We start from the raw sequence: 21,119 nt of genomic DNA, 5'->3' as shown, positions 1-21,119 counted from the left end.
AACGCGTGGGGAACATCGCTTGCGCGCCCGTTGACAAACGCGCGGAGCGGCTTTGCGCGGGCAAGTCGCGTGTTTGAAGCGGCTTGCGCGAAACAGGGGGGAACCATGAACCGATCAACGAAGCAGACCGTGGTATGGGTGCTCGCTTTGGCCCTGTCGGGTGCGGCTTATGGCGCAGCCGGTGGTAATGGCGGCGGGAACGGCGGCGGCAATGGTGGAGGTCACGGCGGCGGCGCGGGCGCGGGTGCGGGCGGCGGCGCGGGCGCGGGTGCGGGCGGCGGCGCGGGCGCGGGTGCGGGCGGCGGTGCGGGCGGCGGTGCGGGCGCCGGTGCGGGCGGTGGTGCGGGCGGTGGTGCGGGCGGTGGTGCGGGCGGTGGTGCGGGCGGTGGTGCGGGCGCCGGTGCGGGCGGTGGTGCGGGCGCCGGTCACGGCTCGGGATCTGGCGCAGGCTCGGGCTCGGGATCTGGCGCAGGTAGCTCCGGCGCAGGCAGTTCCGGCGCAGGCAGTTCCGGCGCAGGCAGTTCCGGCGCAGGCGGTTCCGGCGCAGGCGGTTCCGGCGCAGGCAGCGGTTCCGGCGCAGGCAGCGGTTCCGGCGCAGGCAGCAGTTCCGGTGCAGGCAGTTCCGGTGGCAGTAGCGCCGGTGGTAGTAACTCCGGTGCAGGCGGTAGCTCGAGTGCGGGGAGTTCCTCAGGTAGCGCGAGCGCAGGCGGCCCAGGTGGACCTTTAGGCCGCGGCGCACCGGGCATGGGTGCGCCTACGGCCATGGTGGAAATCGTGCCACCTCCTCCACCGGCGCCGATCATCGACGCACCGGTTACCGCCGCATACGCCCCACCGCCGCAACCTCCGGACTCGGCTCAACGCATGAGAACTGTGGCAGTGCCCGCGCCAGCCAGGAACGACTACGCCCCGCCAACGAGCGCGACCACGTCGGTCCGGGGCACAACCAACGGCGCCCCCAGTGCGCCGGTTGCGAACTTCGCGCCGCCGGGCGTAGTGCGTCCGGCCCCTGGTGCGGTTGCGAGGCCAGGTGCCGAGCCGGTTGCGAACGACTACGGCCCGCCAGGCGTGTCCGGCACGGGCAGCGGCGCCGGTCCCGCCCGGGCTGCGAACGGCGGCGGCCCGGCGGGCGGGGGTGGGACCACCAAAGCGGGTTTCGCCGTGGACACGGGCGGGTACGAACCACCCATCCTGACTCCAACGAGCACACCCTGACCGCATTCATGCGCTCCCGAGGCAGGTCGCCTCGATATCGGCACGGTGACGAATCGCCGTGCCGATATCCGCTGCCCGGACGTCCGTTAGCGGCCCGCACAGCGAGCAGAAATTGACAAGAATCAATGCATCGTGAAACGCGGGGCGCATAGTGAATCAGCCGCGGCTGACCACACAGCGCTGTCCCCACCCCCTCTGCTCCCTTGCCCCAGGTCGGCCGCTCCTCTCACGGAGCCCGACATGGAACTCGCCACCCGCCGCAATGCGACACAAGTGATCTTGAGCGAACACCGCCACCTGAAGAGTATCGTCAGCGGCATGTTGCGTGTGATCGATGGCATGGCGTCCGGCTCCGGCCTACGCAACGCCATGCTGATGCGGGCAATGCTCTACTACATCAGCGAATTCCCCGAGCAGGTCCATCATCCCAAAGAAGAACAATATCTTTTCGCGCGGCTTCAAGAACGCACCGATGAATTCGACGCTGCCATCGGGGAACTCGCGCGCCAGCACGAGGAGGGCAAGCTGCGCATTCACGCACTCGAACGCGCACTCACACGATATGAACTTGCTGGCGCCGATTTGCTGCCAGCGTTGCGTGACGGCGTATACGGTTACGCCGACTTTTACGCCAGTCACCGGCACCTCGAAGAATCCGTCATCCTGCCCGGCGCGCAACGTTATTTGACGCCATCCGACTGGATGGAGATCGATGAGGCGTTCGGCGCGAATCGCGATCCGTTCGAGAGTCTGGAGTCCGAGGACAATCTCAACGATCTTTACAGCTTGATCGTCCAGACGATGCCCGAAGCGCAAGGCTGAACGATCTCACCGCGATCGCATCGCCGATCGCCCCTCCGGTCTTGCGGACGCTCGATCGAGACGCGGGTCTCGCGCGAAAAAGGCACGTGCAGTCGGACTACACGAATTCACGACAACGTGGCAAGCCCTGCGGCAAATAACCGCACCCCCAGCGCCAGATGACGTTAGGCCGTGCAATCCGTCCACGTCGTACACTGTACGTTTGGACGCCCGTAGCCTGGAACGCCGTCGTGCCCATTCACTATCTGCGCAGCTTCACCTCTATCGAACGCACCGAGCAGGCCAACCTGCGGCTTGGCCGTGCACTGGCCTGGGTCGCCGGTGCGATCAATGCCGGCGGGTTCCTCGCCGTTGGGCAATACACGTCGCATATGTCGGGCATCGTCTCTTCGCTTGCCGACAGCACCGCGCTTGGCAATAGCGGTATCGCGTTGTCCGCTGTCAGTTCCGTCCTTGCCTTTGCGAGTGGTGCCGCGACTTCCGCCATTCTGATCAACTGGGGACGCCGTCGTTGCGCGCGCAGCGTCTACGCGCTGCCGCTCCTGCTCGAAGCCGCCCTGCTCCTTTGCTTCGCCGCGCTCGGCGCGAATCTCGGCATCCATCGCGTTCTCTTCGTGCCGCTGACGGTGGCAGTGCTCTGTTACATCATGGGCGTGCAGAACGCCATGATCACGAAAATCTCGCAAGCCGAAATCCGCACGACGCATGTGACCGGCATCGTGACAGATCTGGGAATCGAACTTGGGAAGGCGCTCTACTGGAACTGGGGCGTGCCGGCCTCAACGTCGCATCACGTGGCGGCCGATATGCAGCGCGTACGCATACTGGGCTCCCTGCTCGGCATGTTTTTGCTGGGCGGAACGCTGGGCGCACTGGCGTTCCGGCATTATGGATTTGCCGCGGGCGTTCCCCTGGCGATGCTGCTGGTGATTCTGGCGAGCGTTCCGGTCTCCGACGATTTGCGTCGCCTGCCGCTGCGCGACCTGTTCTGAGGATGACGTCGGTCGCCGGCGGCCGATAGCGGGCAACTCACTCGCTTATCAAAAACCGGTCGCGGTTCCTGGCGTCCTTGATCCAGTTCGGTGCGCGTCCCCTGCCGGACCAGGTCGCGCCGCTTGCGGGGTCCCGATATTTCGGGGGCGCCGCGCTATGCGAAAGCCCCGACCTGCCGCGACGGCTACCAAAGATGTCTTGCTGCGTGTACCCGAATTCGGCCACCTTTGCGCGGATATCGGCGAGAACCGTCTCGAACTCCTGTTGACGGGCGATGGCCGCCTGACGCTCGAGTTCCGCAAGTTGCGCCTTGAGTTCCTTGTACGTTGCCACGAATCGTCTCCTGCGCGAGGACACTACTCGCTAATCATAGTGGCTTTCGCTCACGGCCCCTTCAAACGTGATCGCATACTTTCGCGGCGGCGAAAGCACGCCCACGCAGCAGGCCGCTCAGGCCGTGACGAAGACGATTGCTCCCACATCGGCCGCCTGGGCGAACAACCGTATGAAACGATAGTTTTGTGCCTGGATCGTCAGTTCGTTGAGCCCGGAGCGCGTGCCGTCCAGTATCGCCCGGGCCACCGGTTCCGCAATCGCGCCGAGGTGCGTCCAGTCTTCCGGCAACAGCGCGGGGTCCCCCAGATAGACCTCGTTCTTCCCGCCAGGCGTTCGAACGAGAATCAGGCTTCCCCCCTTATCGAGCGCAAGCTCCAGGTACTCGGACAAGGTTGCCAATGCCTCTGTGTCGACATTGCGGGCGGCATGTGAGTTCGCAGTCATAGGATGGCCACGCTGAGTAGTGTATCGGCCACTATCGTACCCCCGCTCCCGCCTGTTCGGCTCATTTTGGCAGCGCGACGCGCGCTCAGGGATGTAACCCGAACATACCGTGCCAGATCGCGCTAAAGAAGTTGGCGTGATGACGATCGTCGGACTTTTGCGACTCCTCGTCGCCCGCGCCGTGCGATGAAGACGGCGGCATGGCCTCTTCCGGCTCGCCGGCATTGCGGGGCGTGGCGCTACCCGCCTGACGCGACAGGTGCAGCGCGATGGCGCCGTCGGCAATGCGCCCGGCCAGTTGGGATTCGCAATCGCCAGCGAGCAGAGCGCCGAACACGACGTCGCGGTTGTAGCCCTGCTCCGCGAAGCGCATGGCTACAGACACGTACCGCGCATACGCCTCCTGACGGGCCGCCTCCTGCAAACGCGCCTCTTCTGCCTGTTCACGGGCGATACGCCCCATCTCCTCGGCATAGACCGCGTCGTAGACGCTGCGTTGCGCCGGATCGGAAAGAATCGCGTACGCTTCCTTGATCTCCTGGAACTGCGCATGCGCAGCGGCTTCGCGTCCCATATTACGGTCGGGATGCGCTTTCATCGCGGCCCTGCGGTAGGCCCGCTTGATGTCTGCGTCGCTTGCGTCGTCGCGTACGCCCAGCAAGTCATACAACGTCGCCATGGCTCGCACAAATGGAACTGAGATGCCGTCGATCCTAGCATGTCATGCGCAGACGCATCGCGCGATCGATGGCGCTCGATGGCGATCGCGAGGCGTCAACTGCTCAATTATCCTAAGCAAACGGGCAGCGGATACCGGAATCCGCCTGCACCGCCCGAGCGCAGCACGGGGTTCTCAGCGTCGAACCCGTGTCCAGCGACACCACTCGTGGTGATCGAGATTGCGCAGCAAATCGGCTCTGCGCCGTTCGCGCCGGTAGTGAGCGGTGACACCCACTGCGGCTATTACGAGCACGATCGTGCCGGCAGCCATACCCAGCCAGGACGGGTCCACGTCAGCCTCCTCGGATCCATGCGGATCGCAACCCAATTGTGAGCAACGCACTCTGAATATAGCCCGTCCATGTGACAGACTATGCGGTCTCGACCGCCAATCAGCGCACGCGGGCGACCGCCCGCAGGAGCGCATCGCCTGAGGCGCCACGCGGGGGCGATCCTGTTTAGTCGCGCTTCTTCGCGACTGCGAGCGCACTCGCGGCCCAAACGCGATGCGTGCTAGCGCAGCTTCGCCGCAGTCTCCGATGCGATATCCATGCATGCGCGAGTGTACCCGGCCGCCTGCGAAGCCACCCACGGCAATATCTCGACCTGGTTGCGGACAAATTGCTCGGGCGTCTGCGCGGACAACAGGCCTTCGAAGTGCTGTTGCGACCCGGCGAATATCGACCTGCAAGTTGCGAGATTCAGGCGCGAGAGTTCACAAAAACCTTCGAATAGATGACCAGTCAACGTTGTGAACTTTGCGGCCCATGATTCGCTTCCCGCCGCAACCAATTTTTGATTAGACATACTAATTTATCCCCCGTGCATTTCATCAAGCGTTATGTCTGTATCGACAGCGTTTGATGTATGGCGTTTCAACGCGAGTGGCGTTGCCCATTCAGAAGCGAATGGCGGTGTCGATCTAGAACGTTGATTCTAACTTTGTTAAATCCGCCTCATGAATGCTAGTTGAATCGGGAGTTTCCCCAATTCATTGTGCAGACGGATTCGCCCCGAAGTACGGCGGCGGCGAATGTCGAACAGGTTTGCGAAAAGTTGACTTGTCAGATTGGGTCTTAGCCAGTCAGACAAGAAAAGATGAATGATGGGTTTCGCGCTGTTAGATGAGGCAAGACGTCAAACAAGACACCGCTTGCGATGAGGATTCGTCGCAAGCGGATTGTGAGTGCAACGCTGTTGCCCCTCGAGCAAGGGGGACTGGCCGATCAATGCGCGCTGGCTTTTACCGCGTTGCGTTGCGCAAGCAGCTCGCGTATGCGCGCCAGATGCAGATCGCCAACGGCCGTGTGAACAGACTCAACCTTTCGGGCACGACGCGCAGCAGGTGGCCATGCCCCGAGGTATCTGCACAGCGCGGAAACAAACGGCCGCTTCCCTCCGCCAGCAAGCCGCCGGGTCGCCGCAGCCACGCGATCCGCCCCTACATTTGCCACCAGCCATTCAAACGCCTGACGGTCCTCGTCATTCACAATGCGAATTAGCGATTCCATGCGACGCTCCACTGGACGTAAACACATACTGTGAATTTATACAGTATTGTGCGCCAGCGCAAGGGAAGTTTGGACCGACTCCCTGGGGAGTTCGCGGAGCATGGCGGGCGCGGGCTGGACGGACGCCGTCCCGCTCTTCACGCGCACTCGTACCAGTTTTTCGAATGATTGACGATGCGCACGACGAGCAGCATGACCGGCACCTCGATCAGTACGCCCACGACCGTTGCCAGCGCGGCGCCCGAGTTAAAGCCGAACAGGCCGATTGCCGTGGCGACGGCCAGCTCGAAGAAGTTCGACGCGCCAATCAGGGCCGACGGACAGGCGATATTGTGCTTTTCGCCGACCGCGCGATTGAGCCAGTACGCCAGCGCCGCATTGAAAAATACCTGGATCAGGATCGGCACGGCGAGCAGCACAATGACGAGCGGCTGCTTCAGGATGGCCTCGCCCTGGAACGCGAACAGCAGCACCAGCGTCGCGAGCAGCGCCGTGATCGACCAGGGACCCATCCTCGCCATCGCTGCCTCAAATACGACCTCACCTCCCGCGAGCAGCACCTTGCGCACGATCTGCGCGAGGATCACCGGAATGACGATGTAGAGCACGACCGACGTGAGCAGCGTCGCCCACGGCACCGTGATCGCCGAGATCCCGAGCAGCAGACCGACGAGCGGCGCAAACGCGACCACCATGATGCTGTCGTTGAGTGCGACCTGCGAGAGCGTGAAGAGCGGATCGCCGCCAGTCAGGCGGCTCCAGACGAACACCATCGCCGTGCAGGGCGCCGCGGCCAGCAGGATCAGCCCGGCCACATAGCTGTCGAGCTGCGCCGCTGGCAGCATCGGCGCGAACCACTGCTTGATGAAGAGCCACGCGAGGAACGCCATCGTGAACGGCTTGACCAGCCAGTTGACGACGAGCGTGACGCCGATGCCCTTTATGTGCTGACGCACTTCGTGCAGTGCGCCGAAATCGACCTTGACCAGCATCGGGACGATCATCACCCAGATCAACAGGCCGACCGGCAGATTGACGTGTGCGTATTCCATCCGGCCAATCGCCTGAAAGACGCCGGGCAGCACCTTGCCGAGCAGGATGCCGGCGACAATGCAAAGCGCGACCCAGACGCTCAGGTATCGCTCGAAAAAGCTGATGGCCGGTTTCGCCGCAGTCTCGCGCGAAGCCGCAACATTGGAGGTGTTCATCTGTGAGTTCGAAGCAGAAGGGTTCAGCTTTGCAGGATGGCGTTGAGCGCCTGCTGGAGCCCGGCATTCTCCAGACGGTCGATGGGCAGTTCGAGCAGTTGCAGCATGCGATAGCCGATGGCCTGGCGTGTGAGCTCGAATGCCTGGCGCTTGCCTTCGTCGCCGCCCGGTGCGTTCGACGGATCGGCGTAGCCCCAGTGGACCCTGACGGGGCTACCGGGCCACAGCGGACACGCTTCAGCGGCGGCGCTGTCACAGACCGTGATGACGATGCGCATTGGCGGCGCGCCGTCCTGCGCGAACTCGTCCCAGCATTTGCTGCGATAGCCTTCCGTATCGATACCCGCGTTCGTCAACGCTTCGAGTGCGAACGGATTGATGCGGCCGCTCGGGGCGCTGCCGGCGCTGAACGCGCGTACGTCCTTGCCGAGCTTCTTCGCCCAGTGGTTCAGCATGGCTTCGGCAAGCACGCTGCGCGCTGAATTGTGCGTGCAGAGAATCAGGACGTTGGTGGTCATGGTGTTATCAGATGCGCCGTGATCAACAGCAGGCCGAACCGGCCGGTTTCACGGGAATGGCAACGGGCATCGCGCCAGGCCCGCAGCAGTTCTCCGCGCCCGACACCGGCACTGCCTGCCGGCTTTCGCCATAGACCGGCGTGGTGTCGAGCGTATGGAAGTGCTCCCAGGCGATGCCTTGCGGATCGACGATCCAGTGCTTGTCGCTGCGCGCATAGCAGCAGGTCGTTTCGCCCTGGTCGAGCAAGGTCATGTCCGCGGCCTGCGCACGCTGCGCGAGTTCGGCCAGCTCCGCCGTGTCGTCAACCTGGAAACCCAGATGGTCGACACCGACCTTCGAACCGCGCGTCGAGATCGCGAAGTTCACGCGAGGATCGTCCAGCATCCACTTCGCGTAATCCGCTTCGATTCGCGTCGGCTCTGCGCCGAACAGCTTCGAATAGAACGCGACACTGGCTGCGATATCGTCCACGTGGACGTGAATGTGAAACCGCTTCATCGAGGTTCTCCGTCAGCATTGACATGAATCTGCGCCCGACGCGAGGCAAGCCTGCCCCTGGCAGCAGTTCTCGGTCAGAAAGCCGAGGACTGCATTCATCTGCCCGTAGGCAGCCCGATAGATCAGGCTGCGCCCATCGCGTTCCTGAGTCACCAGCCCGGCGTGCATGAGTTCCTTCAGGTGAAAGGAGAGCGTTGCATTGGGCAGATCCAGCTGTGTCGCGATGGTGCCGGGCGTCAAGCCGTCCGGCCCGGCGACAACCAGCATCCGGAAAACGCGCAGACGCAATTCGTGGGCAAGCGCCGCAAGGGCGCGGACAATGTCTTTCTCTTCCATATTTCCAATATATTCAAAATAACGACTCGCCGCAACCAATTCCCGGCCGACGTTTAGTCACGCGCAGCGCATCCGACCGATTTCAGCTTCGACTTGGTATACCCCCCTACCCTATTGATGTTACACTTCGTGCTCATCGAGGAGAACAGGCATGAGCCATACGATCCGCGAAAAGCAGAAGCTGCTTAACCGCATTCGTCGAATCAAGGGGCAGGTCGAAGCGATTGAAAGGGCGCTAGAGGAAGAGCGCGGCTGCATGGAAGTGCTGCAGCAGGTTACGAGCTGTCGCGGCGCCATGAACGGGCTGCTCGCCGTCGTCCTTGAGGACCACGTTCGCACCCATCTGGTCGACGCAGAGCCCGACGACGAGCATGGCAGCGCGACAGAGCAGCTAATCGAAGTGGTGCACAGCTACTTCAAGTAAGAGAACCATGAGCAAGTTCGAGGACACCGCCTTTGGAGCGGGACACGACCATATCTTCCTGGGCGCCGCCCACGAGGACAACGAGCGCAGAACCTGGATGGTGATTGCGCTGTGCAGCGCGATGATGGTGGCCGAGATCGTCGGCGGCAGCCTTTTCGGTTCACTGGCGCTCGTCGCGGATGGTCTGCACATGTCGACACACGCAGGCGCGATGCTGATCGCCGCGCTGGCGTACACCTACGCGCGCAGGCATGCGAGCGATAGCCGCTTCGTATTCGGCACCGGGAAGCTGGGCGACCTCGCGGGCTTTACGAGCGCCATCGTGCTCGCCATGATCGCGCTGCTGATCGTGTACGAGGCCGTATCGCGCTTCCTTTCGCCAGTACCCATTCACTTCGGCCAGGCGATCCCTATCGCGGTGCTAGGCCTGCTGGTCAATCTCGCCAGCGTCTGGCTGCTCAGCGGCGACCATCACGGTCATCATCATGGACATGGGCACGGCCACGCGCATGGGCATGGGCACGAAGACGACCACGGTCATGAGGAAGAGGCGCATCGTATCTTCGGTAGCGCGGGCGTTTTCGCCGTATCGATCTTCGAAGAGGGTGTGCCGCCCGTCTTCCGCATTACGCCGGAAACGGCGTCTTCAAAGCTGCCTGCCGATGCGGTTTCAGTCACGACGGTTCGCCCCGACGGAACCCGGCAAACTTTCGCGTTTGCCGACCGTGGGACCTGGCTGGAATCGAAAGATGACATTCCCGAGCCGCATGCATTCACGGCCGTTGTCCGCCTGCCCGATGGAGAGCATCAGATCGGGTTCGAGGAACACGCACACGATCACGACGACGCACAGGCCGCCTCGAATCGCGACCACAATATCCGTTCGGCCTACATTCACGTTATCGCGGACGCAGCGGTTTCCGTGCTCGCGATCATCGGTCTCCTGCTCGCCCGCGAGTTCGGCTGGCTCTGGATGGATCCGCTTGCCGGCGTGGTCGGCGCCCTGGTGATTGCGAACTGGTCGTGGGGCTTGATGCGCGACACGGGAGGCATCCTGCTCGACATGAATCTGGACAGACGCATGGCCGAGAACGTTCGCCACGTCATCGAGGACAATGGCGACACCGTGCTCGACCTCCATGTATGGCGAGTCGGTCCCGGCCACATGAGTGCCGTCGTATCGGTTATTACGCGAGAAGCGCAACGCAGCCCGAGCTTCTATCATGCGGCGCTCAAACGCTTCAAGGGGCTGTCGCATGTGACGGTCGAAGTGAATCCCGCGCGTGCCGCCGCTTGAGCGGCGGCACTCAAATCGCCTTGCCACGAAAAGATCGGGCGCCGCCGCGGACGGCAGCGCGCGAGACACTACTCGCTGGCCGGCGCGTCCCCTTTCCGGGCTGTCAAGCGGTTCGTCACGGCCTTCACGCCCAGCACCGGCCTTGCCGCATTGGCCGCGCGCGAGATCTGCCAGGTCTGTGGGACTGTGCCCGAGAGCGTGACGACACCATGGCTGACCCGGATGTGAATGTCCGAATCGTCGAGATCCGGGACGCGCCTGATAGCACGGCGAACGTCGCGCACCACCGAGCTATCCGGCCGGCTTCCGGGTGTCGATGCCGAGACTCTTTGCACGGCCACACGGACCGGCTCGTTCATACCGGCTTGCGCGTTCGCATTGGCAGCGCAGTTCGCGACAGCCACGAACACCATCACGCAGATCGTTCCCTTCGCACCGTTTCTGTTCATGCTGCCTCCGCCGGGTCGAGTCAACCGAGGAAAAAGCGCCACCTCTACGCGTATGTTCTCACAGGAATTCACGCGTCGGCGCCATCGACGGCGGAAAGGCACGCTTCGACTGTCGCGAAGCGCGTCGGCAATGTGCCGCGCGCTACATGCCCATGCCCATGCCCGTCCCTGCACCCGTGCCCGTGCCCGTGCCCGTGCCGGTGCCGGTGCCGGTGCCGGTGCCGGTGCCGGTAGTCGCGCCTGTGTTCGACGTCGCATTCAAATCTATCCTTCCATACACGCCATCGGCTTCGTCATTCGGCCCCGCCGCAAAAAACAGCGTATTGGAAGGCTGATTGCTGAGGTCGTTGCCGAACGCAATGCCCCACACGCCCGGTTCGACAAGCGCCTTGCCGTTCGACCCGGTGAGCGGCCCCATCGACTGGCCGTTCGATGCGTTGAACGCGTTGATCGCGCCATTACCGAAATTGCCGATCAGTATCGCGCCGCTCATCGAACCGAAGTTTGCCGGCGCCTGGGCAATGCCCCATGGCGCATCGAGCGGACTCCCTGTCGCGAAGCGTTGCTTCAGGTTGCCGGCCGTGTCGTACACGTCGACCATGCCGAGCCCCGCGCCTGCGACATCGTCGTGCCTGGCCGCGTCCTGCATGGCATACGTGACGAACAGATTCGAGCCGACCGCCTGAATGCCGAACGGCGCGAAGCCGGCCGGGATTGCCGGGTCCGTGAAGCCGCCGGGCATCTTGACCTTGTTGAATGAGGTATTGAAAACGTCGATCTTGTTGTTATGGAAGTCGGTCGCGTAGAGGAAATTCGCGTTGTTCATCGTCGCGAGCGCGAGACCCTTGTACACGGCGCCGCCCGTGCCGTCGTCGTACATGACGAACGCGTTGGTCGGCCCGACCGCTGGCGCCCACGCGGTGATGGTGCCGCCCTCGCCCGCGAAGATGAATGCCGCGACGCCGGACTTGCCGTTTTCCGTGACGGTAAAGCTTTGTGTGCCGTTGAAGACGATGCCCGTGGGCGATGCCGTGCCGTTCTTCCCGCTGGGTATTGCGACGATCAGCGATTGCGGCACGCCGTTGCCGTCATAGAGTGTTGCGACATTGGTGCCGTTGTCCGCAACCCACGCGAAACCTTTCGGATTGAAGGCGACACCCCACGGGTTTTTCAGATTCCCGTCGATGTGCGCGGCCGCCACCGCGCCATCGGAAACGAGCGCCGTCGCCGCGAACGACGACTGGACGGGCACGCCCGCACTGCCGGAACCCGAGCTGGAACCGGAACTGCCGCCACACGACACGAGCGTCGCGATGGCCGCGCCACATGCTACGACGCCCAATACGGCGAGTAGAGACTTCATGACCGCACTCCTCGTTCAGTCCAAAGGACTAACGGAAAAAGAACGAGGAAGACACAGCGTTTATTCCAGCGAAGAACAAGGGCTTGCTTTGCGGGAGAACGCAATGACTGAACTAGCTAGCGAAAAATACATGGCGGGCAAACGAACGCTATGCGTGATTCTGCGGCGCCTGCAGACTCGCCGATACCGGCGGCAATCTGCGCGGCGTACCAGGCAGGGCGAGCTGCTTTTCGTGCGGCGTCAGCGCCCCGCTGTCGCGCTTGTCCGCCTCGGCATATCTTTGGGCCGCATGAGACAGATCGCCTTCGTTTTCCAGCGCCTGCCCCCATAGTTCATACGAGGGCGCGAGATCGGGACGAAGCTCCACCGCATGCGCGAGCTTGACGACCGCCGCCTCGTATTGACCGTTGTCGATGAGCGCCTCTCCCCAGTCATGCAGGATGTTCACATCGTCGTGGTGCATTTCGTCCGCGCGGTGAAACGCGCTAAGGGCTTCGGCATACCGGTGCGCGTGCAACAAGACGTCGCCGAGCAGGCGCTGGTTTTCCGCGGTGCTCCACCGCTCGTGGGCGCCCGCGCGAAGCTCCTTGATCGCGGCGTCGATTCTATGCTCCTGCTCGAGCGCAATGCCGAGATTGGCCCGCAAGACGGCCGAGTGCGGATACAGCAACAGCGCGTCGCGCGACTGCTGTTCCGCCTCCTCGGAGCGGTTTTGCCTCAGCAGCAGCCAGCCTTTTCCAGCGAGCGCCCATTGGCGTTGCGGCGAGCCTGGCCGGCCGAGGACATCGTCATAGATCGCTTCGACGTCGCTGTAGTCGCATTGACCCGGCGAACACCGTGTCTTTTGCACCGTCGAGAACACGTGGCTCGCGAGCGTATTCGGTTCGACGAGACGCATGACTTCGATCGCGATGTCTCGCACCGACTGGTTGAAGTCCTTGCCTGTGAACGCAACGTCCTCGTGCATGGCGTTGAACGGACCGTTTTCGATCTGGATATGCGCGATATACGCATCCGCACCGTCGACCGCATGCGTAATGCCGATATGGACGACCACGTCCTGCTTGTTCCTGAACAGCGTCGATTTGAGAAACCCGACAATCGAGGCATAGGACATGTCTTGGCCCGGCAGCTTGATATCCGGGCTGTCGTTATCGGCCAGCGATACATCGTGCGGAACCGCGTCGCTGTCGCTGCTGATTCCGCGCATCGCCGCAAGAATGCGTTCTGCCAGCAATTCCGGGGCATAGCCGGTTTCGGCCAGCGCTTTCGGCGTTTGCACCGGCGGCACCAGCACGTGTTGCGTGAGCGCGCCCGAGATGACGAGCCAGCAAAAGGGAACGGTCAGCACCACGATGACCCAGGTCAGCACAAAGGGCCATAGCTCCCGTGGAGCGCGGCCGATCAGTTCGATCAGCAACAACACATGCGAAAGACCCGCGGGCCTGCGATCTGGAACGCTCGACATGTTGCACCTCGACTCGGCTGCAGCTGGCTGTGCCCAACTGTCGGTCGGCGTGAACGCATCGACTGTGCCAGTACTCTCGAACGCTTTACTGCCGGGCGTTCTGGCCATGTTTGCGAATTTCGGGCGGCGCGGGTGTTATCTCCTGACCAACTCTTAAACATGGCGAGTGCCGGTTCGCGGCACACAGTTATCAACGAGGCTGATCCTTCGCGCTCACTTCACCGCCTCCACGTCTTCGATCTGGCCCGCCACCGGCACATTGCCCGAGGGGCTCATCATGCGCGGCTGCAGCATCAGCGCGACGAGCCCCGTCCAGCCGGTCTGGTGCGATGCGCCGACGCCGCGTCCGTTGTCGCCATGGAAATACTCGTGAAACAGCACGAGATCGCGGCAGCGCGGATCGGCCTGCAGCAGCGGGTACGCGCCCATCACCGGGCGCTCGTTGTTGCGGTCGAGCAGAAAGAGCGTCGTGACGCGGCGCGCGAGCTCGTCGGCGATCTGCGCGAGCGAAAGCTTCTTGCCTGAGCCGGTCGGATACTCGACGCGAAAATCGTCGCCATAGTAGCGGTGGAATTCGTACAGCGACTCGATCAGCATATAGTTGACCGGCATCCACACCGGGCCGCGCCAGTTCGAATTGCCGCCGAATACGCGCGAGTCCGATTCGGCGGGCAGGTACTTGACGCGGAAGTCGCAACCGTTGTGCCGGTAGACGAAAGGCTCGTCGAGATGGGCGCGCGAGAGCGCACGCACGCCGTGGTCCGAGAGAAACTCGGCTTCGTCGAGCATACGCCGAAGCAGCGCCTTCATCCGGTGCCCGCGCAATAGCGAGAGCAGCAATGCATTGCCCTTGCCGGGTTCGTTCCAGCGCGACACGAGACGGGCAAGGTCGGGCCGGTGCTGGAGGAAAAAAACGAGCCGCTCGCGCAGGCCCGGCAGCCCGCCGTGGACCCGCTCTTCCAGCACGCGCACCGCGAAGAAGGGAATCAGCCCGACAATCGAGCGCATCCGCAGCGGCACGCTGCTGCCGTCCGGCAGCCTCAGCTTGTCGTAGAAAAACTCGTCCACGCTGTCCCACAGGCCCGTCTCACAGCCGTCGTCGCAGCTCACCGCCCCCGCGATATACAGGAAGTGCTCGAAGAACTTCACGCCGATATCGACGAACACATGGTTTGCGAACGCGAGCTCGAGCGCGATGCGCATCAGGTCGAGCGCATAAGCCGCCATCCACGCGGTGCCGTCCGCCTGGTCGAGGTGCCCGCCTGTTGGCAGCGGCGACGAACGGTCGAAGATGCCGACGTTGTCGAGCCCGAGGAAGCCGCCCTGGAAGATGTTGCGGCCGTCTGCGTCCTTGCGGTTCACCCACCACGAGAAGTTCAGCAGCAGCTTGTGGAAGATGAGTTCGAGAAAATCCCGGTCTGCCTTGCCGGTGATTGCGCGATCGATCTCATACACGCGCCACGCCGCCCACGCGTGCACGGGCGGATTCGCGTCGCCGAAGGCCCATTCGTAGGCGGGCAACTGGCCGTTCGGATGCTGATAGCGGTCCTTCACGAGCAGCAGCATCTGTTTCTTTGCAAACATCGGATCGACCAGCGCGAACGCGACCGCCTGAAACGCGAGGTCCCACGACGCATACCACGGGTACTCCCATTTGTCCGGCATCGAGAGAATGTCCGCGTTGCACAGATGCCGCCAGTCTGCGTTGCGCCCGCGCTGGCGCGCCGCGGGCGGTGGCGGCTGCAGCGGGTCGCCTTCCATCCAGCGGTTCACGTCGTACTGGTAGTACTGCTTCGACCACAGCATGCCCGCCAGCGCCTGGCGCTGCACGAGCCTCGCGTCGGCGCTCTCGATGTCGCGCTGCAACGCGTCGTAGAACGCGTCCGCTTCGGTGATGCGCTGCGCGAACAGGCTGTCGATGTCGAGCGCCACGTCGTCCTTCGGCGAGGACAGCGGACGCCAGCGGAACGTGACGACCGCGCGGCCGTGCGCCGCGATCTCGAGATGCACGCGCGCGGCCGCCTTCGTGCCCGCGTCACGCCGGATCGCGTCGTGGTTGCCGTGCACGACATAGTCGTCGAAGCCGTCCTTGAATGGACCGGCGCCGTCCATGCCGAAGAGACGCTTCACATTGGTCTCGTTCTCGCAAAACAGCCATTCGACGCGCTCGCCTCCTTTTGCGGCAGCCGTCACGACGAGCGGTTCGTGCGTGCCACAGTGCGCGACGACGTGTTCGCCCCCCGCCGACGAAACCAGCGCGAGCGACGGCTTGCCCGTGGCCTTCCACGACCACGTATTGCGCGCCCAGATCTGCGGCAACACGTCGATCGACGCGTGTTGCCCGGCGCGGTTCTCGACGGTCACGCGCATGACGATGTCTTCCGGCGTGTGCTTCGCGTATTCGATCTGCACATCGAAATAACGCTCGTCGTCGAATGCGCCCGTGTCGAGGATTTCATATTCGGGCAGGCCAACGCCGCGCCGCGCGTTTTCGTCGATCAGGTCCTGGTAGGGAAACGCGGCTTGCGGATACTTGTAGAGCATGCGCATATACGAATGCGTCGGCGTGCTGTCGAGGTAGAAGTACAGTTCCTTCACGTCCTCGCCATGATTGCCTTCCTGATTCGTGAGGCCGAACAGACGTTCCTTCAAAATCGGGTCGAGGCCGTTCCACAGCGCGAGCGAACAACACCAGTCCAGCCGCTCGTCGGCGAAACCGGCCAGACCGTCTTCGCCCCAGCGATAGGCGCGCATGCGCGCGTGGTCGTGCGGGAAGTAGTCCCACGCGGTGCCATGCTCGCTATAGTCCTCGCGCACCGTGCCCCATTGGCGCTCGCTGAGGTACGGTCCCCAGCGCTGCCAGCGGGCGTAATCGGCCGAGTACAGGCGTTGGCCTTCGACCGTGTGGATGAGGCCGGCGGCGCGCTGCAGCATGGGCATCTCCTTGAATTGGGGCCGCCGAGGTGGGGCGCGAGCGGCGAACGCCGCGAGTCTCCCATGCTAGCGCGGTTTGCCCGTCGGGCGCGCGCGCCGCGCCGCGGGTGCGGGCTAGCCGGCGTCGCCAAGCCGCTTGAGAACGCGCAGCAATTCGCCGAGCGACCATGCCTGGAACGGTGCGCCGCCGGGCGGGTGCGGAGCGTCGCCATCGGCGACCTCGGAAACATGGTCGAGCCCGGCCCGGTCGAGATGCGCGAGCAGCGGCACGACGAACCGCTCGCGAGCAAGCGCGCGCTGCGCCGCGTGATCGCCGTTCACGTGCAGCCAGGCGTCCACGAAGGGGCCGAGCAACCAGGGCCAGACAGTGCCCTGATGATAGGCGCCGTCGCGCTCCAGCACGCCGCCACGGTACTGCCCACGATACGCGCGGTCCGACGGTGCGAGTGTGCGCAGCCCCATCGGCGTGAGCAGATTGGCCTCGACCTGCGCGACGACCGGGCGCGCCGCATCGCCTTCGAGCAGCGCGAACGGCAGACCGCCTGCTGCGAAGATCTGGTTCGGCCGAATCGAGCGATCGGCCGTGCCCTCCACATGATCGACGTCGACCACGTCGAAGAGCGCGCCCGTCGACGGATCGACAAAGCGCCCGGCAAACGAGGCGCTGGCGCGCGCTTCGAGTTCGCGCCAGCGCGTATCCCATGCCGCGGCAATGCGCAGCGCATTGATCCACAGCGCCTGAATTTCGACCGGCTTGCCAATGCGCGGCGTGACCACCCAGTCACCCGCCTTCGCATCCATCCAGGTGAGCTGCACGCCCGGCACGCCCGCTCGCAGCAGCGCGTCGCGCGGATCGGCTGCGATCCCGTAGCGCGTGCCGCGCGCATAGCCTTCGAGGATGGCGTCGACGGCGCTTTGCAGCGCATGCCGCGCTCCGCGCGGCACGTTCGCCGCGGCGAAGTAGTCGTGCACCGCCACGACGAACCACAGCGATGCATCGACGGAGTTGTATTCGGGCTCGCCGCCCGCGTCGGGGAAGCGATTCGGCAGCATGCCCTCTGAAACGGCCGCCGCCCATTCGAGCAGGATCGTGCCGGCCTCCTCATAGCGCCCGTTCGCGAGCAGCAGGCCACGCATGGCGATGAACGTATCGCGGCCCCAGTCGGTGAACCACGGATAGCCCGCGACGATCGTGCGGCCGTCGCCGCGCGCGACGACATAGGCGCTCGCTGAATGCTGCAGGCGCGAGCCGGGCGACGCCCGGCGCACCTCTTCGAAGCCGGCGAGCCGTTGCGCGCGGCTCATCGCGCTTTCTCGGCTGTCGAACGAGGCATCGGGTGCGCCCGGCGATGATTGCGCGCGCAACAACATGACAGCGTCTGCCTTGCGCAGATCGAACGTGAACACGCCTGGCGTCGCGAGATCCTCGATGCAGTCGAGGCCGCGCTCGCGTTCGCGCGTATAGCAGAAGTTGCGGTACCAGTCCGGCGCGTGCGCATAGCCGCCGTTCGCGTGCGCGACGATGGCGGGCAGATCGCGGTACGGTTGCCAGCGCACGTGCTCGCCGTCGATCCGGGCGTTGAAATCGAATGCCGCGTTCTCGTGATGCAGCCCGTGATAGTCGCGGCCCGAAATCAACGGGCGGACTTTCAGCACGGCATCGCCAGTCCCGGACGACACGTCGAGCCGCCAGCGCAGCACGGTCTCGCGGCTCGCCTTGGCCACGAACACTTCTGCCGTGAGCTCGGCGCCGCCTTCCAGCCGGTAGCGCCACGTGGGCCACGGCGATGTGTCGAAGCTTGCGATGCGCTCCGAGGTATCGGGATAGAGCAGGTCTGGTGCGTAGCGCTGCATCGTCAGCGCAGTCTTGCGCTCCCCGTCCTCGAGCCAGGCTTCGATGCCGTTGACGAGCGCCACGCGGTTCGTAGGCGGCTGCGCAGCCGTGAGCAGCAGCGCATGATAGCGGCGCGTGCGCGCGGTGCCGACCGTGCCGGACGCGAATCCGCCGGCGCCGTCCGCTTCGAGCCATTCGTCGTCGAGGCGCTGCGCATCGATGGGGCTGTCAAGACGCGTCATCGGTTGTCCTGCTCTCGTGGATCACCTGCGCAAAGATACTACCAACTGGGTCGGGCACGGCACACCGCCGGCGCGCCAGATCGTGACCGACACCGCGGGCGTGCCGGGCCGCACGCAGCCGCCGTGCCAGTTTCCCGCCTGGCCCAGCTATAACGGCGCGAGCGGCGTGAACAGCGCGAAGTCGTTTACGTGCGTGCAGGGTTAGCGCAGGTCAGGCCGCCCGTGCCGCTGCCGATAATGGATCTGCGCGGGCACCTGAATGGACTCGGGCGAGCCTTCGCCTTCGAGCAGCGAGAATACGCAACGCAGGCTATGTTGCGCAAGTTGCGCGCTGTCCTGCACGATGGCGTCGATGCGAAGCGGCAGGCAGTCGAGCAGTTGATGATCGTCGAAGGTCATCACGCGGCCCGGCGCCTGGGCCAGTTGATGCGCTTCGTTCACGAATTCGAGCAATCCTTCGAGCAACGTGATCGAACCGGCGAACAGCGCCTCGGGATAACGCCCATGCGCCTCGAACCAGGCCTTCATCAGCGCATAGCCCGACTCCCTCTGGTAGTCGCGCTGAAACACCCAGTCGGCCTGCTCCGCAATGCCATGCCGCTCGAGCGCGAGCCGATAGCCCGCCAGGCGGTCGCGGCTCGGCGAGAGTTCCGGCTGGCCGCCGAAGAACACCACTTCCCGCGCGCCTTGCCCGATCGTCTCGCCCACCAAAGCGGCCACCGTTTCGGCGGCGTCGGTAATCACATAGGGAATCGCGCTCGCCGCCACGCGGCGGTCGGCGAACACGATCGGCAGACGCTTGACCCACTTGTCGTAGCGCGGCGCATCGGCGGTGCACGGCACGACCACCACGCCGTCCACCTGCTGCGCGACCAGACGCGCGATGCCCTCGGTCTCACGCACCGGATCTTCGTCGCTCGTCACGATCACGAGCTGATAGCGGTAGCGCTCGCGGCATTGCCATTCCATGGCCTGGGCAAGCGCGGCGTGCGCCGAGTTGGTCAGATCGGGTATCACGAGGCCGATCGTGTTGCTGCGCCGCGAGCGTAGCGCGCGCGCCGATTGCGACGGCGTGAAATGATGGTCCCTCGCCACCTGCAGCACGCGCTCGACCGTCGCCGCCGATATGCGGTAACGCTCGGCATTGCCGTTGAGCACCATGCTGGCCGTGGTGCGCGAAACCTCCGCGAGGCGAGCAATGTCGTCGATAGTCAGACGCTCGAACTGGGACACGCGGCGTTCCTGCTGGATGTAGGTTGGGGATCGGATGAACGCGGGGGCGAAGCGCCGGCGACGCGGCGGCGAGCGAGGGCAAGCCCCAAAACGAAGCGCCCCGTATGGCACGGGGCGCGCAGTCGCTCTCAAGCGCGCGCGTACGCGAAGACCTTCGCGTCCGATGGTACTACGCTCGCGCGCGCCTGAAAACGGGCTTACTGCTTGTACAGGTTCAGCGGCACCGGGATGAACTTGTCGACCGGCTGGCCGTCGACCACCTTCTTCGCGGCCTGCACGCCATACTGGCCGATCAGTTCGGGCTGCTGCTGCACGGTCGCGGCCATCTGGCCGGCCTTGACCGCGGCGATCGCATCGTCGGTGGCGTCGAAGCCGACCACGGCCACGTTCTTCAGGCCCGCAGCCTGCAGCGCCTTCACCGCGCCCAGCGCCATTTCGTCGTTCTGCGCGAACACGCCCTGAATGTCCTTGTTGCTCTGGATGATGTTTTCCATCACCGAAAGACCCTTGGCGCGATCGAAGTCGGCCGGCTGCTTCGTGACGATCTTCACGCCGCCTTTTGCCGCGATTTCGTCGTCGAAGCCGGCGCCGCGCTCGTTGGCAGCCGACGAACCCGGAATGCCCTGCAGCTCGACGACGTTGCCCTTGCCGCCCAGCTTGTCGGCAAGGAAAGCGGCGGCCATCTTGCCGCCTGCCTTGTTGTCCGAAGCGATATGCGAGCTGACTTCCGCGCCGTTCACGCTGCGGTCGAGCGAAATCACCTTGATGCCCTTGCTCGTCGCTTCCTTCACGACGTTGGCCACCGCTGAAGAATCGGTCGGGTTGATGAGGATGACGTTGACCTTCTTTTCGATCAGGTCTTCCACGCTCGCCTGCTGCTTCGCCGGATCGTTCTGCGCGTCGACGGTGATGAGCGTCACGCCGTCCTTCCTGGCCTCGTCTTCGGCGCCCTTCTTGAGCGAGACGAAGAACGGATTGTTGAGCGTCGAGATCGACAGGCCGACCGTGACCGCGCCGCCCGAAGCCGGCGCCGCAGCCGCTGCGCCGCTCGCGCCGGCGTCCGCCGTGCTGCCCGGACCTTCCTTCGAGCAGGCCGAGAGGCCCAGCACGAGCGAACCGGCGACGAGCGCCGCAAAGAGTTTCGGGATCGACGGCGAGTTGTGCTGATGCATTGTCTTCCTCCTCGTTATATGTGGAGTGTGTGGAGATAAAAACTCAGGATGACTATGGATGTGAAACTGCCGCGCCACGCGAATGAAACGTGGTGCGGCCC

General features: G+C 64.1%; 23 protein-coding genes. 7 read left to right on the top strand and 16 right to left on the bottom strand.

All coding sequences use genetic code 11. The features are described from left to right. Nucleotides 1-105: 105 nt before the first annotated feature. From C7411_RS37815 to C7411_RS06010, 3 genes are all read left to right on the top strand, one after another. Nucleotides 106-1,215, top strand: a complete 1,110-nt coding sequence (locus C7411_RS37815; RefSeq protein WP_183606397.1) for a hypothetical protein — start codon at nucleotides 106-108, stop codon at nucleotides 1,213-1,215. 240 nt (nucleotides 1,216-1,455) lie between these two features. Continuing rightward, on the top strand, nucleotides 1,456-2,037 hold the full coding sequence (locus C7411_RS06015) for a hemerythrin domain-containing protein (RefSeq protein ID WP_110383649.1): 582 nt from the start codon (nucleotides 1,456-1,458) through the stop codon (nucleotides 2,035-2,037). Nucleotides 2,038-2,267: 230 nt separating this feature from the next. Beyond that, nucleotides 2,268-3,029, top strand: coding sequence for a YoaK family protein (locus tag C7411_RS06010; protein ID WP_110383650.1), 762 nt, complete (start codon nucleotides 2,268-2,270; stop codon nucleotides 3,027-3,029). 37 nt (nucleotides 3,030-3,066) lie between these two features. On the opposite strand, the gene C7411_RS06005 is transcribed toward C7411_RS06010, so the two are convergent. From C7411_RS06005 to C7411_RS05995, 3 genes are all read right to left on the bottom strand, one after another. Then, nucleotides 3,067-3,363, bottom strand: coding sequence for an H-NS histone family protein (locus C7411_RS06005; protein WP_110383651.1), 297 nt, complete (start codon nucleotides 3,361-3,363; stop codon nucleotides 3,067-3,069). Nucleotides 3,364-3,480: 117 nt separating this feature from the next. Next, nucleotides 3,481-3,810 carry a hypothetical protein gene (locus tag C7411_RS06000; RefSeq protein ID WP_110383652.1) on the bottom strand — a complete coding sequence of 110 codons (330 nt, stop codon included), beginning with the start codon at nucleotides 3,808-3,810 and terminating at the stop codon, nucleotides 3,481-3,483. Nucleotides 3,811-3,895: 85 nt separating this feature from the next. Next, nucleotides 3,896-4,489, bottom strand: a complete 594-nt coding sequence (locus C7411_RS05995) for a J domain-containing protein (protein WP_110383653.1) — start codon at nucleotides 4,487-4,489, stop codon at nucleotides 3,896-3,898. 207 nt (nucleotides 4,490-4,696) lie between these two features. Between C7411_RS05995 and C7411_RS37340 the strand changes: the two genes are divergently transcribed. After that, entirely contained in the window at nucleotides 4,697-4,864 is a 168-nt protein-coding gene (locus C7411_RS37340) for a hypothetical protein (protein ID WP_165822748.1), read from the top strand. 179 nt (nucleotides 4,865-5,043) lie between these two features. On the opposite strand, the gene phaP is transcribed toward C7411_RS37340, so the two are convergent. The 6 genes from phaP to C7411_RS05965 form a co-directional block, all read right to left on the bottom strand. Then, nucleotides 5,044-5,337 carry a phasin family protein gene (gene phaP / locus C7411_RS05990; RefSeq protein WP_110383654.1) on the bottom strand — a complete coding sequence of 98 codons (294 nt, stop codon included), beginning with the start codon at nucleotides 5,335-5,337 and terminating at the stop codon, nucleotides 5,044-5,046. Nucleotides 5,338-5,756: 419 nt separating this feature from the next. Further along, complete coding sequence (locus C7411_RS05985) at nucleotides 5,757-6,041, bottom strand: CppA family protein (protein WP_110383655.1); 285 nt, start codon at nucleotides 6,039-6,041, stop codon at nucleotides 5,757-5,759. Between the two features lie 137 nt (nucleotides 6,042-6,178). After that, the gene (arsB, locus tag C7411_RS05980) at nucleotides 6,179-7,249 is read right to left on the bottom strand and encodes an ACR3 family arsenite efflux transporter (protein WP_110383656.1); all 1,071 of its coding nucleotides are present in this window, start codon (nucleotides 7,247-7,249) and stop codon (nucleotides 6,179-6,181) included. A gap of 23 nt (nucleotides 7,250-7,272) precedes the next feature. Beyond that, the gene (locus C7411_RS05975; protein WP_110383657.1) at nucleotides 7,273-7,767 is read right to left on the bottom strand and encodes an arsenate reductase ArsC; all 495 of its coding nucleotides are present in this window, start codon (nucleotides 7,765-7,767) and stop codon (nucleotides 7,273-7,275) included. 22 nt (nucleotides 7,768-7,789) lie between these two features. Next, nucleotides 7,790-8,266 carry an ArsI/CadI family heavy metal resistance metalloenzyme gene (locus tag C7411_RS05970; protein WP_110383658.1) on the bottom strand — a complete coding sequence of 159 codons (477 nt, stop codon included), beginning with the start codon at nucleotides 8,264-8,266 and terminating at the stop codon, nucleotides 7,790-7,792. A 12-nt stretch (nucleotides 8,267-8,278) separates the two neighbouring features. Further along, nucleotides 8,279-8,602, bottom strand: coding sequence for an ArsR/SmtB family transcription factor (locus C7411_RS05965; protein ID WP_110383659.1), 324 nt, complete (start codon nucleotides 8,600-8,602; stop codon nucleotides 8,279-8,281). A gap of 151 nt (nucleotides 8,603-8,753) precedes the next feature. Between C7411_RS05965 and C7411_RS05960 the strand changes: the two genes are divergently transcribed. Together C7411_RS05960 and dmeF are read left to right on the top strand one after the other, a co-directional pair. Then, the gene (locus C7411_RS05960) at nucleotides 8,754-9,026 is read left to right on the top strand and encodes a metal/formaldehyde-sensitive transcriptional repressor (RefSeq protein WP_110383660.1); all 273 of its coding nucleotides are present in this window, start codon (nucleotides 8,754-8,756) and stop codon (nucleotides 9,024-9,026) included. A gap of 7 nt (nucleotides 9,027-9,033) precedes the next feature. Beyond that, the gene (dmeF, locus tag C7411_RS05955) at nucleotides 9,034-10,323 is read left to right on the top strand and encodes a CDF family Co(II)/Ni(II) efflux transporter DmeF (protein WP_110383661.1); all 1,290 of its coding nucleotides are present in this window, start codon (nucleotides 9,034-9,036) and stop codon (nucleotides 10,321-10,323) included. A gap of 68 nt (nucleotides 10,324-10,391) precedes the next feature. Here the strand turns inward: dmeF and C7411_RS05950 are convergent, their stop codons facing one another. The 5 genes from C7411_RS05950 to C7411_RS05930 form a co-directional block, all read right to left on the bottom strand. Continuing rightward, nucleotides 10,392-10,772, bottom strand: coding sequence for a BON domain-containing protein (locus C7411_RS05950; RefSeq protein ID WP_110383662.1), 381 nt, complete (start codon nucleotides 10,770-10,772; stop codon nucleotides 10,392-10,394). A 142-nt stretch (nucleotides 10,773-10,914) separates the two neighbouring features. Beyond that, entirely contained in the window at nucleotides 10,915-12,135 is a 1,221-nt protein-coding gene (locus C7411_RS05945; RefSeq protein WP_110383663.1) for a TIGR03118 family protein, read from the bottom strand. 148 nt (nucleotides 12,136-12,283) lie between these two features. Further along, a complete protein-coding gene (locus tag C7411_RS05940; protein ID WP_110383664.1) occupies nucleotides 12,284-13,603 on the bottom strand; it encodes a tetratricopeptide repeat protein in 1,320 nt (439 codons plus the stop codon). Nucleotides 13,604-13,816: 213 nt separating this feature from the next. Next, nucleotides 13,817-16,543 (bottom strand): MGH1-like glycoside hydrolase domain-containing protein, encoded by a 2,727-nt coding sequence (locus C7411_RS05935; protein ID WP_110383665.1) that lies wholly within the window; start codon nucleotides 16,541-16,543, stop codon nucleotides 13,817-13,819. Nucleotides 16,544-16,651: 108 nt separating this feature from the next. Beyond that, the gene (locus C7411_RS05930; RefSeq protein ID WP_110383666.1) at nucleotides 16,652-18,613 is read right to left on the bottom strand and encodes an amylo-alpha-1,6-glucosidase; all 1,962 of its coding nucleotides are present in this window, start codon (nucleotides 18,611-18,613) and stop codon (nucleotides 16,652-16,654) included. Here C7411_RS05930 and C7411_RS38590 point away from each other — a divergent pair. Further along, nucleotides 18,591-18,818 carry a tannase/feruloyl esterase family alpha/beta hydrolase gene (locus C7411_RS38590; RefSeq protein WP_110383914.1) on the top strand — a complete coding sequence of 76 codons (228 nt, stop codon included), beginning with the start codon at nucleotides 18,591-18,593 and terminating at the stop codon, nucleotides 18,816-18,818. The two genes, C7411_RS05930 and C7411_RS38590, sit on opposite strands and share 23 nt — an antisense overlap. Here the strand turns inward: C7411_RS38590 and C7411_RS05920 are convergent. After that, complete coding sequence (locus C7411_RS05920) at nucleotides 18,815-19,846, bottom strand: substrate-binding domain-containing protein (RefSeq protein WP_110383667.1); 1,032 nt, start codon at nucleotides 19,844-19,846, stop codon at nucleotides 18,815-18,817. The genes C7411_RS38590 and C7411_RS05920 overlap by 4 nt on opposite strands. 197 nt (nucleotides 19,847-20,043) lie before the next feature. Next, a complete protein-coding gene (gene rbsB / locus C7411_RS05915; protein WP_110383668.1) occupies nucleotides 20,044-21,018 on the bottom strand; it encodes a ribose ABC transporter substrate-binding protein RbsB in 975 nt (324 codons plus the stop codon). Nucleotides 21,019-21,119: the final 101 nt, after the last annotated feature.

This window comes from Paraburkholderia silvatlantica, from assembly GCF_003096715.1.
GTDB lineage: Bacteria > Pseudomonadota > Gammaproteobacteria > Burkholderiales > Burkholderiaceae > Paraburkholderia > Paraburkholderia silvatlantica.
The sequence above is the reverse complement of the archived record's forward strand: the minus strand, read 5'-3'. Positions and strand labels throughout refer to the sequence as shown.